Source organism: Saliphagus infecundisoli (assembly GCF_020177375.1).
GTDB classification, from domain to species: Archaea; Halobacteriota; Halobacteria; order Halobacteriales; family Natrialbaceae; genus Saliphagus; species Saliphagus infecundisoli.
Genome location: NZ_JAIWHV010000006.1, coordinates 40,195 through 53,839, shown reverse-complemented (window position 1 = coordinate 53,839; position 13,645 = coordinate 40,195). Strand labels below are relative to the sequence as shown.

General features: G+C 66.5%; 12 protein-coding genes and 1 tRNA gene. 5 read left to right on the top strand and 8 right to left on the bottom strand.

The features are described from left to right. Positions 1-35: 35 nt before the first annotated feature. From LCF40_RS10200 to LCF40_RS10185, 4 genes are all read right to left on the bottom strand, one after another. Positions 36-106 (bottom strand) — tRNA-Pro (locus LCF40_RS10200). Between the two features lie 72 nt (positions 107-178). After that, entirely contained in the window at positions 179-1,081 is a 903-nt protein-coding gene (locus LCF40_RS10195) for an RNA-guided pseudouridylation complex pseudouridine synthase subunit Cbf5 (protein ID WP_224828386.1), read from the bottom strand. Continuing rightward, on the bottom strand, positions 1,081-1,653 hold the full coding sequence (gene cmk / locus LCF40_RS10190) for a (d)CMP kinase (protein ID WP_114576150.1): 573 nt from the start codon (positions 1,651-1,653) through the stop codon (positions 1,081-1,083). The genes LCF40_RS10195 and cmk overlap by 1 nt, the downstream gene beginning before the upstream one ends. 48 nt (positions 1,654-1,701) lie before the next feature. Beyond that, the gene (locus tag LCF40_RS10185) at positions 1,702-2,652 is read right to left on the bottom strand and encodes a DUF106 domain-containing protein (RefSeq protein WP_224828385.1); all 951 of its coding nucleotides are present in this window, start codon (positions 2,650-2,652) and stop codon (positions 1,702-1,704) included. Positions 2,653-2,832: 180 nt separating this feature from the next. Between LCF40_RS10185 and LCF40_RS10180 the strand changes: the two genes are divergently transcribed. Next, entirely contained in the window at positions 2,833-4,674 is a 1,842-nt protein-coding gene (locus LCF40_RS10180; RefSeq protein ID WP_224828384.1) for a DUF7289 family protein, read from the top strand. On the opposite strand, the gene LCF40_RS10175 is transcribed toward LCF40_RS10180, so the two are convergent. Beyond that, a complete protein-coding gene (locus tag LCF40_RS10175) occupies positions 4,671-5,306 on the bottom strand; it encodes an adenylate kinase (RefSeq protein ID WP_224828383.1) in 636 nt (211 codons plus the stop codon). The two genes, LCF40_RS10180 and LCF40_RS10175, sit on opposite strands and share 4 nt — an antisense overlap. A gap of 58 nt (positions 5,307-5,364) precedes the next feature. On the opposite strand from LCF40_RS10175, the gene LCF40_RS10170 reads away from it, so the two are divergent. Continuing rightward, positions 5,365-5,751: a DUF7975 family protein gene (locus LCF40_RS10170; RefSeq protein ID WP_114576153.1), complete on the top strand. Its 387-nt coding sequence runs from the start codon at positions 5,365-5,367 to the stop codon at positions 5,749-5,751. 1 nt (position 5,752) lies between these two features. Here LCF40_RS10170 and LCF40_RS10165 read toward each other — a convergent pair whose 3' ends face one another. Beyond that, positions 5,753-6,043 (bottom strand): amphi-Trp domain-containing protein, encoded by a 291-nt coding sequence (locus LCF40_RS10165; RefSeq protein ID WP_224828382.1) that lies wholly within the window; start codon positions 6,041-6,043, stop codon positions 5,753-5,755. Positions 6,044-6,317: 274 nt separating this feature from the next. On the opposite strand from LCF40_RS10165, the gene coxB reads away from it, so the two are divergent. Both coxB and LCF40_RS10155 read left to right on the top strand, forming a co-directional pair. After that, complete coding sequence (gene coxB, locus LCF40_RS10160) at positions 6,318-7,325, top strand: cytochrome c oxidase subunit II (RefSeq protein ID WP_224828381.1); 1,008 nt, start codon at positions 6,318-6,320, stop codon at positions 7,323-7,325. Beyond that, a complete protein-coding gene (locus tag LCF40_RS10155) occupies positions 7,325-9,841 on the top strand; it encodes a cbb3-type cytochrome c oxidase subunit I (protein ID WP_224828380.1) in 2,517 nt (838 codons plus the stop codon). Before coxB ends, LCF40_RS10155 begins: the two co-directional genes overlap by 1 nt. Positions 9,842-9,988: 147 nt before the next feature. On the opposite strand, the gene LCF40_RS10150 is transcribed toward LCF40_RS10155, so the two are convergent. After that, complete coding sequence (locus LCF40_RS10150) at positions 9,989-11,380, bottom strand: carboxypeptidase-like regulatory domain-containing protein (RefSeq protein WP_224828379.1); 1,392 nt, start codon at positions 11,378-11,380, stop codon at positions 9,989-9,991. A 358-nt stretch (positions 11,381-11,738) separates the two neighbouring features. Beyond that, positions 11,739-12,713: a transcriptional regulator gene (locus LCF40_RS10145; RefSeq protein WP_224828378.1), complete on the bottom strand. Its 975-nt coding sequence runs from the start codon at positions 12,711-12,713 to the stop codon at positions 11,739-11,741. A gap of 174 nt (positions 12,714-12,887) precedes the next feature. Between LCF40_RS10145 and LCF40_RS10140 the strand changes: the two genes are divergently transcribed. Beyond that, the gene (locus LCF40_RS10140; protein WP_224828377.1) at positions 12,888-13,640 is read left to right on the top strand and encodes a glucose 1-dehydrogenase; all 753 of its coding nucleotides are present in this window, start codon (positions 12,888-12,890) and stop codon (positions 13,638-13,640) included. The last annotated feature ends 5 nt before the right edge of the window (positions 13,641-13,645 follow it).

Below are 13,645 nucleotides of genomic sequence, written 5' to 3'. Positions count from 1 at the left end.
GACGCGCCTCGTGGGTTTGTTCGTCGCAAAATCAGTGGGACCGCCGAGAGTCGAACTCGGGTCCTACGGACCCCATCCGCAGAGGATACCACTACCCCACGGTCCCGTGTTTCCGACGACGGGCGTGTTCCGTTTAAGAGTGTCGTTTCACCGTCCTCGCCGTCCTCCGTTCACCGACTCAGACCAGCACGCGCTCGAGTTCCACCACGATCCCCGACTCCGCGTCCGGGTCACCGACCAGCCGCCCGAGACAGACCGCGGCGCCGTCGGGGGTGTAACAGGCGAGCAGGTCCTCGGGGCCGGCGTCATCCGCAGAAAGAACGCCGGGGGCGTACACCTGCGCGCCATTTGCGACCTCGCGGGCCGCGCTCTCGGCGATCGTTACCGACGGAAGCCCCTCCAACACTCGCTCGGCGGGGGAGACAACCTCCCGGAGCAGCTTCTCGTCGCCGTCCTCGACCCAGAACGCCAGCGCGTCGAGCAGGTCGTACGCCGAATGGAGCGTCCGGTCGTCGAACGGGTCGGTCGCCGTCCGCCGGAGGTCGCCCATGTGGGCGCCCGTCCCAAGCGCCAGCCCGAGGTCGTGACAGAGTTTGCGGATGTAGGTCCCGCTCTCGCACCGCGTCCGGAGCAGGATCTTTCGGTCGGCCGTCTCGAGCACCTCGAGGGTGTAGATCTCCCGGACCCGCAATCGTCGCGAGACGGCGCTCTTTCGGGGCGGCTTCTGGTAGATCGGGCCCTCGAACTCCGCGACGATCTCGGAGGCGTCCTCGGGGACCGGCCCGTGGCACTCGAGGACCGCGACGTACTCCTTGCCGCCCTCCAGAAAGGCGGGTGCGAGCCGGGTCGCGGTTCCAAACATGATCGGCAGACAGCCGGTGACCTTCGGGTCGAGGGTGCCGGCGTGGGCCGCCCGGTCGATCGGCTCCTCTCCTGTCTCGGCGAGTGCGTCGGCGACGCTGTCCCGGAGCCAGCCGCTGACCTGGTGGGAGGACGGTCCCGGTGGTTTGTCGAGGTTCACCACTCCGAACCGGAGGAGGGAGGCGGGCGAGCGCTCGGCGGGCGGGCCACGCAGGGCCATCAGATCTCGACGCCGGTGATCGGGTACTTCCCCTCGTCCTTTTCGGGGTGGTACTCCTCGACTGCGGTCACGAGCATGTCGAGGACGGCGTCGGGCTCCCACCGGCCGGTGTTCACCGAAAGGTCGTATATCTTCAGGTCGGTGATGTCGATTCCATAGTAGTCCTCGTACCGGCTGGCCTCGCTGGCCTCCCGTGCGCGGGTCTCCTCCGTCGCGGGCCCCGGCTCCTTGCCCTCGCGGTCGGCGATCCGCTCGCCCCGGACGCTCGCGGGCGCGTCGAGCCAGAACCGGAAGTCGGCGTGTTCGCCCGCCAGCCAGCCCGCCAGCCGCGACTCGAGGACGAGGTCGTCGCGGTCGCGGGCGATCCGACCCAGCCGACGATCCAGGTCGCGGTCGATCTCCTCGTTTTCCTCGGCGAGCTTGTTGAACTCGAGGGGGGTGTACCCCCGCTCGTCGGCGAGTTCGCGGAAGATGTCGCCCCCGCTTACGTGTTCGAGGTCGAAGGCGTCGGCGAGCAACCCCGCGGTGGTGCTCTTCCCGCTTCCAGGCGGGCCGGAGACGGTGAGTAACATACGTTCCCTCCACCGGGCTCGTTCAAAGGAATTGTGAAAGTCCCCGCGTCAGCTGGTCGCCGGCGACATGTCGATGTTGACGGCTTTCCGGAGCAACTGGGTGAAACCCATCGAACAGAGGAAGTACCAGACGATCCAGGCTTGCATCGGGCCAACGACGCCGTCGTTCCACTCGACGACGCCGGCGATCGGCATCACGACCTGGAGCTCGTCGCTGGCGATGTGGCCGTCGCGGATCATCCACCACATCCAGAGGAAAAGCGGGATCGTAAACAGCATGATCCAGACCATCGGACGGAACTGTTCTTTGAACATCCCGAGGTTCTCGGCCATCGCCTCCATCTGCTCCTCTTGGACGCGGTCCATCTCGTTGTCGAGTCGCTCGAGTTCGGACTCGCTGGCCCCGCGTTCCTCGGCGGCTTCCTTTCGCTCCTCGACGTCCTTTCGTTTCTCCTGCATCGCCTTCATCCGTTCTTGATATTTGCCCATCCGCTCGGGGTTCATCAGGTTCGCCTGCAGCAGCGTCGAGTAGAGCCCGGTCACCATCGCAACCGTGAGGATCACCGCGTAAAATGGGAGCGCGGCGTTGAGCGGCCCGAGCGCGACGTCGATCGTTCCCCCGATGAGGTTCCGGATGGAGTCGAACCAGTAGCCGGTCATCAACAATACGGCGCTCAGCCCGGCCAGTTTGTCCCACTGGGACCACGAGGAGGCGTCGTCGTCGATCTCGGGAGTGTCGGCGTCGACCCCCTCCTCGTCGTCGTCCAGGGCGCGATCGAACGCCTCCCGGTCGGCGATCTCGAACCCGTCACGGCCGTCGACTAAGATCCCCGTCTCGATGATTCGACCCCACTGGCCGCTAGTGAGGTCGTCCCGGACGTCGGCCCACTCGACCTCGCCGCCGTTGCGGTCGGCCTCCCGGCGGATCGACTCGAGTGCCTCGGCCATCGCGGCGTCCTCGCGGACGAGGGAGTCTACCTTCTCCGCGGTACGCGTCATCTACTCGAAGCTAGGTCACGTCCAGTATACAAGTGTTTATCTTCGGGCGCCGGCGACGGGACGCCGGTTCGTGGCCCCAGTCCGATCCCGTCGGCCGCCAGTGCGGGACGCCGTCCACGTACCAACCGAATAGTATATCACGGTGTCGGATATATCTAGCAGCAATATGGAGAGAAGACGGTGCGCCGGGCGATCGGAGTGAGCGAGGAACGCGGCCAGTCGGAGGTCCTCGGGTTCGTCCTGCTGTTCGGAATCGTCGCGATCGGCAGCGTCGCGATCCTGCTCGCTTCGGGCGCGACAACCGACGGGATCGAGAGCCAGGCCGAGATCGATCGCGTCGAGAGCGCGTTCGTCGAACTCAGCACGGACATCGCGACTGCCGCCGCGACGAGCGACGCCGGAGGCACGACGGAACTCGACATCGACGCGAGCGAGGGAACGATCCGCAAGGTCGACGGCGGGAACATGACCGTCTCCATCGAAGGGAAAGGAGAAGTCGCAAACGAGAGCCTCGGTGCGATCGAGTACACCAACGACGACGGCTCGGTCGTCGCCTACGAGGGCGGCGGCGTCTGGCGGGGAACGGGCGACCGATCGATGCCCGTCTCGGGACCGCCGATTACGTACACCGACGGGACGCTGACGCTTCCGATCTTCAACGTGAGCGGCGGCTCGGCCTCAGGAAGCGGGGTCGCGGTCTCGGGGGTCAACACCACCTCGAACCACTCCGGACTCACTGGCGGTGTCGACGAGAGCCAGAACATCAAGATCTCCGTCACGACAGCCTATCACAACGGCTGGGCGGAATACTTCCGATCGATGGGGAACACGAGCGTCGAGACCAGCGGTACCGGCGAGTACCGGACCATCGAGGTGATCGTCGGCATCTCCGAGCTTCCCCAGGAGATCGAGGACGTAAACCTCAATTCCGATCGTGCGAGCGTCCTGTCGGCGACCGGGGGGTCGATCTCGACGAGTACGGCGGGAAACAGCTACACGAGCGGCGACGTCGTCTCGCCGGGGGACGTCGACGTCGGACACACGATCTACGGCGACGTCGTCTCGGGCGGGGACGTGAGCGTCAGCCACTCCGGCGAGGTCACTGGCCGAATCATCGCGGCCGGGAGCGTCGACATCGCGGGCGACGACGACGCCGGGAGCGTCCTCGCGGGCGGGGACGTCACCGTCGGCGGCCACGTCGACGGCGGCGTCGTCTCCTACGGCGACATCGAGATCCGGTGGGACAAATCGTACGCCGGTGACCTCGTCGCGGCCGGATCGATCACCGACAACGGCTACTGCGTCGGCGACTGCGAGGTGAGAGAGGGCGTCCCGCCCGGCGAGATCGGCCCCCATCCGAACGACGAACTCGACGACCTCCCCGAACACGAGCCGATCGACCGCGCCTATGACCAGATCCTCGATCAGGGAGAGGGCGACGAAGTCGGCACCCTGAGCGACGATCACCTCGAGGCTGGCCAGTACTTCGCCGGGGAAATCTCTATCGGCGGGAACAGCGACCTCGAACTCGACGTCAGCGACGGCGACATCGACATCCTGGTCCGTCCGGGCGGGGGCGTATCCATGACGGGGAACGGGGACATCACGGTGACCGGCACCAGTGGAAACGACCACGTCGTCCGGGTGATCACGAGCGGTACGGTGTCGATGTCCGGCGGCGCCGTGACGAACTCGGGAGGGGAGGCGAACCGATTCCAGATCTTCGGCACGACCGGGAGTAGTTTCAGGTTCAGCGGCGGCGGGGCCTACTACGGCTCGATCTACGCGCCCCACGACGAGGTGTCGGCCGACACCGACTTCGACGCGAGCGGGTCGCTCGACTTCTACGGAACCTTCGTCATCGGCGGACTCGACGCCAGCGGGACCGTAACCTTCCACGGCGACAGCAGCGCCGGGCCCACCTCACCGACGGGCAACTGGGACGGCCACATGGATAACATCGCGACCGACGAGCTGACGGTCTACGTCCACGTCCGCACCCACGAGATCGTTCTCGACTAGACGGCACTCTCGACGCGCTCGCGGATCTCCGTCCAGACCTCCTCGGGCGCGCGGTCGCCGTCGATCCGTTCCAGGGAACCCTTCTCGTCGTAGTACTCGACGACCGGTGCCGTGTTCTCCTCGTAGACCCGGAGGCGCTCGACGACGGTCTCCTCGGTGTCGTCGTCGCGCTGGACCAGTCGCTCTTTGACCTCCTCGTCCTCGGCGGGGTCGTACTCGACGTGGTAGACCTCGTCGGTTTCGGGGTCGATCCGCCGGCCGGTCAGGCGGTGGACGAGTTCGTCCTCGCTCACGTCGAGTTTGAGGACGACGTCGAGGTCGGTCATCCCCTCTAGGGCCTCTGCCTGGGCGATGTTGCGCGGGTAGCCGTCGAGGACGAAGCCGTCGGCGTCGGCGAGGGCTTCCTCGACGATTGCGGTGACGACTTCGTCGGGGACGAGTTCGCCCGCGGCCATGATCTCGCCGGGGGTGTCGTACTCGTCGTGGACGTCGCTGATGTCCATTCCCTTGTTCGCCCGGAGCGCGTCGCCGGTCGTGATGTGGGCGATGTCGAAGTGCTCTACGAGGCGGCCGCTTTGTGTCCCCTTGCCCGCTCCCGGGGGCCCGAGGATGAGTATTCGTGGCTGTGCCATACCCGAGCGTTGCGCCCCGTCGCATAAAGGCTTAAAGAAAGGCGATCGAACGGCCGATATGACTCGATTCGACGCCGCCGAGCCCGAGAAACGCCGTGCCCTCTACGCCGACGCGATCGCCGCCCATCGCGCCCGCGCGAGCGCGTTCGTCACGATCGAAGCCGCGGTCGACCCCGACGAGGGGGCAATCCCCTGGCTCCAGTTCGCGGAGGGGATCGTAAACGTCGACTGCACGGAAGCGGAACTCGAGTCCCTAAAGGCGCTCCTCGAGGACTACCCCGCCTTTTCGATCGACGAACTCGCGCGTCCCGAGGAGGCCGAAGGGGTCAACGTCCGGATCGCGGCGCGGGCCGACGACGACCGGGTCGCGGCGGCGCTCGACGCGATCTTCCGGTCGGTGTACGAACTCGACGAAGGGTTCACCGCCTGGGTCGTCGAGGTCTAAGCTACTCGATGGAGAGTCCGCCCTCGTCGCCTTCCTTGCCGTCCTCACGCTCGTCCCACTCGAGCTCGAACTCGACGCTCAACTCGCCTGGGCCGCCCTTACTCGAGGTCTCGCGTTCGGCTTTGACCTCGAAGGTGGGGGTCGCGGGCGGGGAGAGGCTGACGCTCTCGCCGCCGCCTTCCATGGCGAGCTCATCGCCGGCCTCGAGGCGGTCGGCGACGGTCCGGAGGTAGTCGGCGATCTCGGTGCGGCCCATCGGGCGCTCGAACTCGAAGAGGACGTCTTCGGGCATACGCCCCCTACGCGTCGCGGGTATAAGAGTCGTCGTGGTGGGAGGTCGGGTCCGGCGGCGGGGCGGCGGTCGGGCGACGGCTCCAGAACGATACACAAAAGGTCGGTCGGACAAAGGTCCGTTTAGAGACCTGGATGCCGGAGAACAACGCGCGGTCGATGCGGACGGAAGCGCCGGCGGCGAGCGGACCGTCCGTTCGGTTCGACGAGGGCTTCCACAATAGCCAAGTGGACCCAGCACTCAGCGACTACTATAAAAGTAGCCGGCAAACGAGGTGACCACGATCCTTCCCCAACTTACCACTCCGTTACAGCAGACGCGTGTCGACGTCTTCAACGAGATCTTCGTCCTCTTTCTCGGACTCGGGACGCTCGTCGGCATCGTCGTCGTCAGCTATACGCTGTACAACGCCTACAAGTACCGCGACGACGGCAACCACGGCGAGGACGAGGACCTCCCGGTCGTCGGCGAACTGCCGACCGGGGGGAAGGGAGGGCGGAAGCTCTTCCTCTCGTTCGGGCTGAGCGCCGTCATCGTGCTCGGGCTCGTCTTCTGGTCGTACCAGATGCTCCTCTACGTCGAGGCCGGTCCGGGCGACGAGGCCCAGGAGGAGGCGCTCAACGTCGACGTCGAGGGACAGGCGTTCTCCTGGACCTTCCAGTACGAAAACGGCGTCGAGTCCAACGGCGAGCTCGTCGTCCCCGCCGACAGGGAGATCCAGCTGAACGTGACGTCGATCGACGTCTGGCACGCCTTCGGCATACCGGATCAACGCGCGAAAGCCGACGCGATCCCCGGCGAGTACTCCGAGACCTGGTTCATCGCCGACGCGCCCGAGAACGGAGAGAACGTGACCCACGAGGACGCCATCGAGTGCTTCGAGCTCTGTGGTGCCGGCCACTCCAACATGAAAGCCGACCTCACCGTGATGGAAGAGGAGGCTTTCCAGGAGTGGATGGCAGAACAGGAAGCCCAGGCGAACAGCGGCGGAAACGAAAGCGGTGGGGGCAACGAGAGCGCCACGGGCACCCAAACGGGCCCCGAGGGCAACGAAAGCAGTGCGAACGGTACCGACGCTGCGAGCAACGAGAGCGGAGCGAACGAGAGCTCCGCGGCCGGCGCCGGGGGCAACGCGACCGACGCGGCCAACGAAACGAACGCCGGCAACGAAAGCGACACGAACGGTACCGACGCCAGTGGCGACGACGGAAACAATGACACTGAGGACAACGAAACCGACGGCAACGCCGACGACGAATCCGGCCAGGAGGGTGAGAGCTGATGTCTGAGCACTTCCCGCCGCGGACGTCGATCAAACGCTGGCTGGTGACGACCAACCACAAGGACGTCGGGATCCTCTATCTCGTGACCGCGTTTTTCTTCCTGATCTTCGGGGGCGTCCTCGCCTTGCTCTTCCGGGTCCAGCTCTGGAGCCCGGGCGGGACTCTCCTCTCGAACAGCGGCTTCAACCAGGCGGTCTCCATCCACGGGCTGGTGATGGTGTTCTGGTTCCTCTCGCCGGTCGCGACGGGCTTTGCGAACTACCTCGTCCCGCTCCAGATCGGCGCGAAGGACCTCGCGTTCCCCCGGCTGAACGCGCTCAGCTACTGGTTCTACCTCTTCTCGGGGGTCCTGCTCGCGATCTCCTTCTTCCAGGGCGGGTCCTTCGAGGGCGGCTGGACGATGTACGCCCCGCTCAACGTCCCGATGTACACGCCCGCCGTTCAGGCGACCACGGGCGGAACCGCAGCGATCGTCGCGTTACTCCTGTTCGTCACCTCGATCACGGTCGGGACGGTCAACTTCCTGACGACGATGCACCGCTCCCGTGCGGAGGGGCTTGGCCTCTGGAACGTCCCGCTTTTCAGCTGGTCGTGGCTGCTTACGGTCTGGATGATGCTGTTTGCGTTCGCGGCCCTCCTCGCGGCCTTGCTCTTGCTCGTAAGCGACAAGATCCTGCTGACCCAGTACTTCGTGACCGACCAGGGCTCGAGCCTGTTGTGGGCACACCTGTTCTGGTTCTTCGGCCATCCGGAGGTGTACATCGTCTTCTTCCCCGCGCTGGGGATCATGTTCGAGACGTTCCAGACCTTTACGGGTCGGCGGATCGTCGGCCGGAAGTGGGTCATCATCGCGATGGTCCTGGTGGCGGTGCAGTCCTTCCTGGTCTGGATGCACCACATGTTCCTGACGACGATCAACCTGGAGATCAAGACCCTCTTCATGGCGACGACGATCGGGATCTCGCTGCCGTTCGACCTGATGGTCTTCTCGCTGATCTACACGATGGTCAAGGGCCGCGTCCGCTTTACCACCCCGTTCCTCTTCAGCCTGGGTGCGCTCGTCCTCTTCATCCTCGGGGGCATTACGGGCGTGTTCCTCGGCGCGGTCGTCCTCGACTACGAGTTCCGGGGCACCTACTGGGTCGTCGCGCACTTCCACTACGTCATGGTCTCGGGGGTGACCGCGCTGGTCGGCGGGGTCTACTACTGGTGGCCGAAGATGACCGGGAAGATGTACGACGAGCTGCTGGGCAAGGTCAACTTCGCGGTCTACTTCGTCGGCTTCAACCTGCTTTACTTCCCGATGTTCCTCGCCTGGGAGACCCCACGCCGGGTGTTCCACTACGCCGACGGCATGCAGATCTACCACCAGATGGCGACCGTCGGCGCGTTCGTCCTGGGGAGTTCGTTCCTCATCATGTTCTACACCCTCGGGAAGAGCCTCGTCTCCGGTCCCGACGCCCCCGATAACCCCTGGGAGTTCTCCCGGACCGCCGAGTGGGCGATCCCCTCGCCGCCACCCCTCGAGAACTGGCCCGGACGCCCCTCCTATGCGAGCGGGCGCCTCGAGTTCGTCGACGACACGCCGGCGACCGACGGCGGTGCGACCACCGACGGCGGCGCGATGGCGACCGCCGACGCCGGGGCCGCCCTCGAGCGCGACCACGGCCACGACCACGCGACCGCCGAGGAACACGTCGATCACGCGAGCATCTGGCCCTTCGGCATCGGGCTGGGGCTGTTCATCACCCTGCTTGGCGCCTCGGGCATGACGGGAACGGTCGCGGCGCTGGTCGAATCGCTCGACCCCGAGTACTTCGAGAGCGCGGGGCTCACGGCCAACGTGAGCTACCTCTACTCGGGGATCACCGTCGTCGGGGTCGCCACGCTCGGCTACACGCTCTTCGAGTTCGGCCGCGAGCGCTTTACCGCGCCGACGATGGCGATCGCCGAACGGTGGCCGTTCGAGAACGTCGCCAACACGAAACTCGGCGTCTGGTTCTTCCTGGCGTCGGACGTCGTGGTCTTCGGCGCGTTCATCGGTGCGTACGTCTTCATGCGGATCTACGCGGGCTGGGGTAGCTGGGACCCCGTGCCGCCGTTCACCCAGCTCGGCCTGTTGAACACGTACATCCTGCTCACGTCGAGTTTCACGGTCATCCTCGCGCTCGTGATGGCCGAACGGAAGAACAAGACGGGGCTGCTCGCCACCCTCGGGACCACCGTCCTGCTGGGACTGACGTTCATGGGCGTGAAGGCCTACGAGTGGAGCTACGAGTTCAGCCACGGGATCTTCTGGTTCACCGACCTCCACTACTCGATGTATTTCGTCACGACCGGCCTCCACGGGCTCCACGTGCTGCTTGGCCTCTTCGTCGCCGTCTTCATGATCTATCGCGTGATCTCGATCGACGCCTATCTCGAGGACTCCCGGCCCGTGGAGTTCTTCGGGCTCTACTGGCACTTCGTCGACATCGTCTGGGTCTTCCTCTTCCCGCTTTTCTACCTGATGTAGCGGGTCGGCGGTCGGCCCGTTTTCCGTCCTCAATCCCGACCAGTGGGCAACTCGAGAACGAATCGTCGAGTCCGCGAGCGTGGCGCTCGACTTCCGTCCGAACGATACCGAGCCGGCTCGAAGGAGGCTCCGGGAGCGATTCCGGCGTTACTCGCGGGGCTCGAGTTCGACGGTGAGCGCGTCGTTGCCCGCGACGTCGAGCCGACCGGGGTCGGCGGGCCAGTAGCCCTCGGAGCCGATGGCGGGCTCCCACTCGCCACACCAGCCCTGGATTTCGGCGATCCCGTTGCCGTCGGCCTCGCCGGCCGCCAGGCCCATGTCGTCGATGTTCTCGGCGCGGACGTCGGCCTGGACCCGCGCGCCCTCGATCGGGCTCCCGGTTTCGCCGTCGACGACCTCGACGGTCAACACGCAGTCGTCGGGTTCGGTGACGGCCTCGAAGGAGGTCTGGACCGGATCGTCACCGACGGCGACGGTGTACTCGGTCTCGACGAGCGTCAGGTCGATGTCGTCGGCCACCAACACGTTGTACTCGCCGGCCTCGACCTCGAGGAGGGCCGCCCCGTCGCTTCCGGTTTCGGCGTCGGCGGTGACGCTGTCGGGTCCGCTGGTCCGGACGAGACGCACCGCCGCGCCCTCGATGGCACCCCCCGTGTCGGGGTGGATGGCCGTGATCGCCACCGGGATCCGTTCGGGACCGGACTCGAGTTCGACGGCGACGTCGGCGGGGCCGTCGTGGGTGTGTCGGACGATCTCGCCGGTGTAGTCGGGGTGGTCGGCCTGGATCCGGTAGTCGTTGTGGTAGACGACGTCGGGATGGCGGCCGTTGCTGTTGGTCTCGCCGCGGAACTGGAGGGGGATGTCGGCCTCGTGGGGCGTCCCGCGGCCGATCACCTCCGCGCCCTCGATGGGCGATCCGCTTTCGTCGACGACGGCGACGGTGATCCGCGAGGCGCCCGGGACTCCGCCCTCGATGGGTTCGAGGGAAACCGTCGGTCCGCCGTCGCCGTCGTGGCCGTACTCGACGGTCTCGGGATGGTACTCCTCGTGGTCGACGGTGATCGCGTAGGCGTTCTCGTAGACGGTGTCCCGGTAGACTCCCTCGCTATCGGTCTCGCCGGAGAACTCGAGGGGGATCCCGGCGTCGTGGGGTCGGCCTTCGGCGTCGACGCTCGCGCCGGCGATCGGTTCGCCGGCCGAATCGACGACCCGAACGGAGAGTTCGGCGACGGCGACCGGCGAGGCGAGTTCGACCGTCACCTCGCCGTCGTCGTCGTGAGTGTACTCGACCGTCGCCGCCTCGTACTCGCCGTGGTCGACCTCGATCGTGTACGTACTCGTGTCCGCTTCCTCCTCGACGTAGGTCCCGTCGGCGTCGGTCTCGCCGCCGAACTCGACGCCGTCGCCCTCGCCTCGGACGATCGCGCCCTCGATCGGCTCGCCGGCCGGCCCGACGACCCGGACGGTAAGCGCCGCGATCGCCTCGCTGTCGGTGCTCTCGCTCTCGTCGGTCGTGATCTCGTTGTCCGTGTCGTTCATATCGATGGCCTCCCGATGGGTCCTCTCGCCGTCCGCTCGGATCGCCTGACTGTCCTCGCCATCGTGGTCATTGGCTATATCGCCATCGGTCTCGGCTGGGACCTGGACGGGCGCGGCCCGCTCGACCGATGGCGTCGTATCTCGGGTGTCTCGCGCGATCCTGGAACGGCTTGGCTCCCGTACCCTGTCCCCTGGCCCAACGGTTATTAGTAGTATCGACGCACGATCCGTATCGGTTCCGGACGACCGTTGCCGATCCGGGCTGCCGCGTCGCCGGGTGGGGCGCGTTCCCCGTTTTCTTCGGGCGGGCTCCGGGGCGGACGGGAGAGACGTAGTTCGGCCGGGTTCGACGTGGCCCTCAGGCCGCTTCCTCCCGGTCGGCACGCTCGCGGATGACCTCGCGGAGGTGTTCTGCATCCCGGATCTCCGCGAGTTCCTCGCGTTCGACGAGCGCGGTGCCGTCGACGGACTCCCGATTTGCCTTCTCGACGAAGTAGACCGACCGGGTGTCGGCGACCCGGCCGATCGAACTCATGATGCGGGCGCGTTTCTCGGCGGCCTCCGTGAACGCGGAGTGGCCCGTGAGAACGACGTCCTCGCCGTCGTCTCGCTCCCCGTCCTCGCTGACGGCCTTGAACGGAGAGCGGAGCGTGGGGTGGACCCGAAACCCCGCCCGGGTGAGGACGGTGACGACCTCGGCGTCGTCGGGATCGGCGTCGGGGTCCTCTGGAGTGGGGTCGCTGTCGTGGACGTCCTCGGCGCCCTCTAGAACGTCTACGGGGCTCGTCAGGGGCGCCTCGAACAGCTCTTCTAAGGCCATCGCGATCTCGACGGAGGCGTTCATCCCGTCCTCGTACTTCGAGACGGTTCGCCGGGAGACTCCCAACTCGCTCGCGAGCTGGCCGAGACTCCACTCGCGGTCGGCGCGCTCGTCGGCGAGCAGGTCGCCGTCGATGTTGACGTAGAGACCGCCGGGTGCGGCGTAGATCAGCGGCGGGACGCCCTCGACGAAGAAGTTGTAGGCGGTGTCGGGGCTGAACGCGGGGACGCCGTGGCGGAAGTAGACGACGTCGGGTTTGAGTTCCTCGTCGCGGCTCCGTAGGCCGACCAGAAGCGGCGTCGCCCGCAGATAGGAGCCGAGCCGGCGCATCTCGTGGCCCGTCTCCTCGGTGAAGGCGTCGACGTTGCCGAGGATCTTCACGAGGACGAGACTGTCCCCGCGTCTGGCAGCAACGTCGAAGCTCTTCGGGCGGATCGCACACCGTTCGCTGACGGCAAACCCCGCGTCCTCGAGCATCGCGGTGACGTTTCCGACCAGTGCTCCCCGGGACATGGAAGGACGTAAGCGACTCTCGATACATGAGTGTTTCCCCGACCCGTCCCGGTCGCAGTCGGTCGATTTCCGGGTACGGGAGCCGGAGCGTTTATATAGAAGGGGAGCTCCGGACCGGCTGCAACAGGGCCATGGGTTGATGTACCGTCTCGTGGTCGTAGTCCTCGGTTCGATATGAACGGGATCAGTGACGGCGTCGCGGTCGTGACGGGCGCAGCGGGCGGGATCGGACGGGCGGCCGCCGAACGGTTCGCCGAGGAGGGCGCGCGGGTCGTCGCCGCCGACGTCGACGGCGACGGGATCGAAGAGACGATCGACGAAATCGAGTCGGCGGGCGGGGAGGCGACCGCCGTCGAGACCGACGTCACCGACGAGGGAAGCGTAGCGGCGCTGATCGAGGCGGCCGAGGAGAGCTACGGCGTTCCCGACATGGCGTTCAACAACGCGGGGATCGAGGGCGACCACGCGCCCCTCGCCGAGCAGTCGATCGAGGACTGGGACCGAACGATCGCGGTCAACCAGACCGGCGTCTGGCTCTGTCTCAAGGAGGAGCTGGCGGCGATGGCCGACGACGGTGGCGGTCGGATCGTCAACACGGCGTCGATCGCCGGGCTGGCCGCCGCGGGTCCCGGTCCCTACGTCGCGAGCAAACACGGCGTGATCGGGCTGACCCGGGTCGCGGCCGCCCAGTACGGTCCCGAGGGCGTCCGGGTCAACGCGGTCTGTCCGGGCGTCATCAACACCGAGATGGTCGCCCGCTCGGCCGAGGAGATGGGCGAGCAGATGCAGGCGTTCATCGACGCCAAACCGCTCGGCCGGATGGGCCAGCCCGAGGAGGTCGCGAGCGCGGTCGTCTGGCTCTGCTCGGATGACGCCTCCTTCGTTACCGGCCACCCGCTCGTGATCGACGGCGGCTACATGGCGTAGGCCGC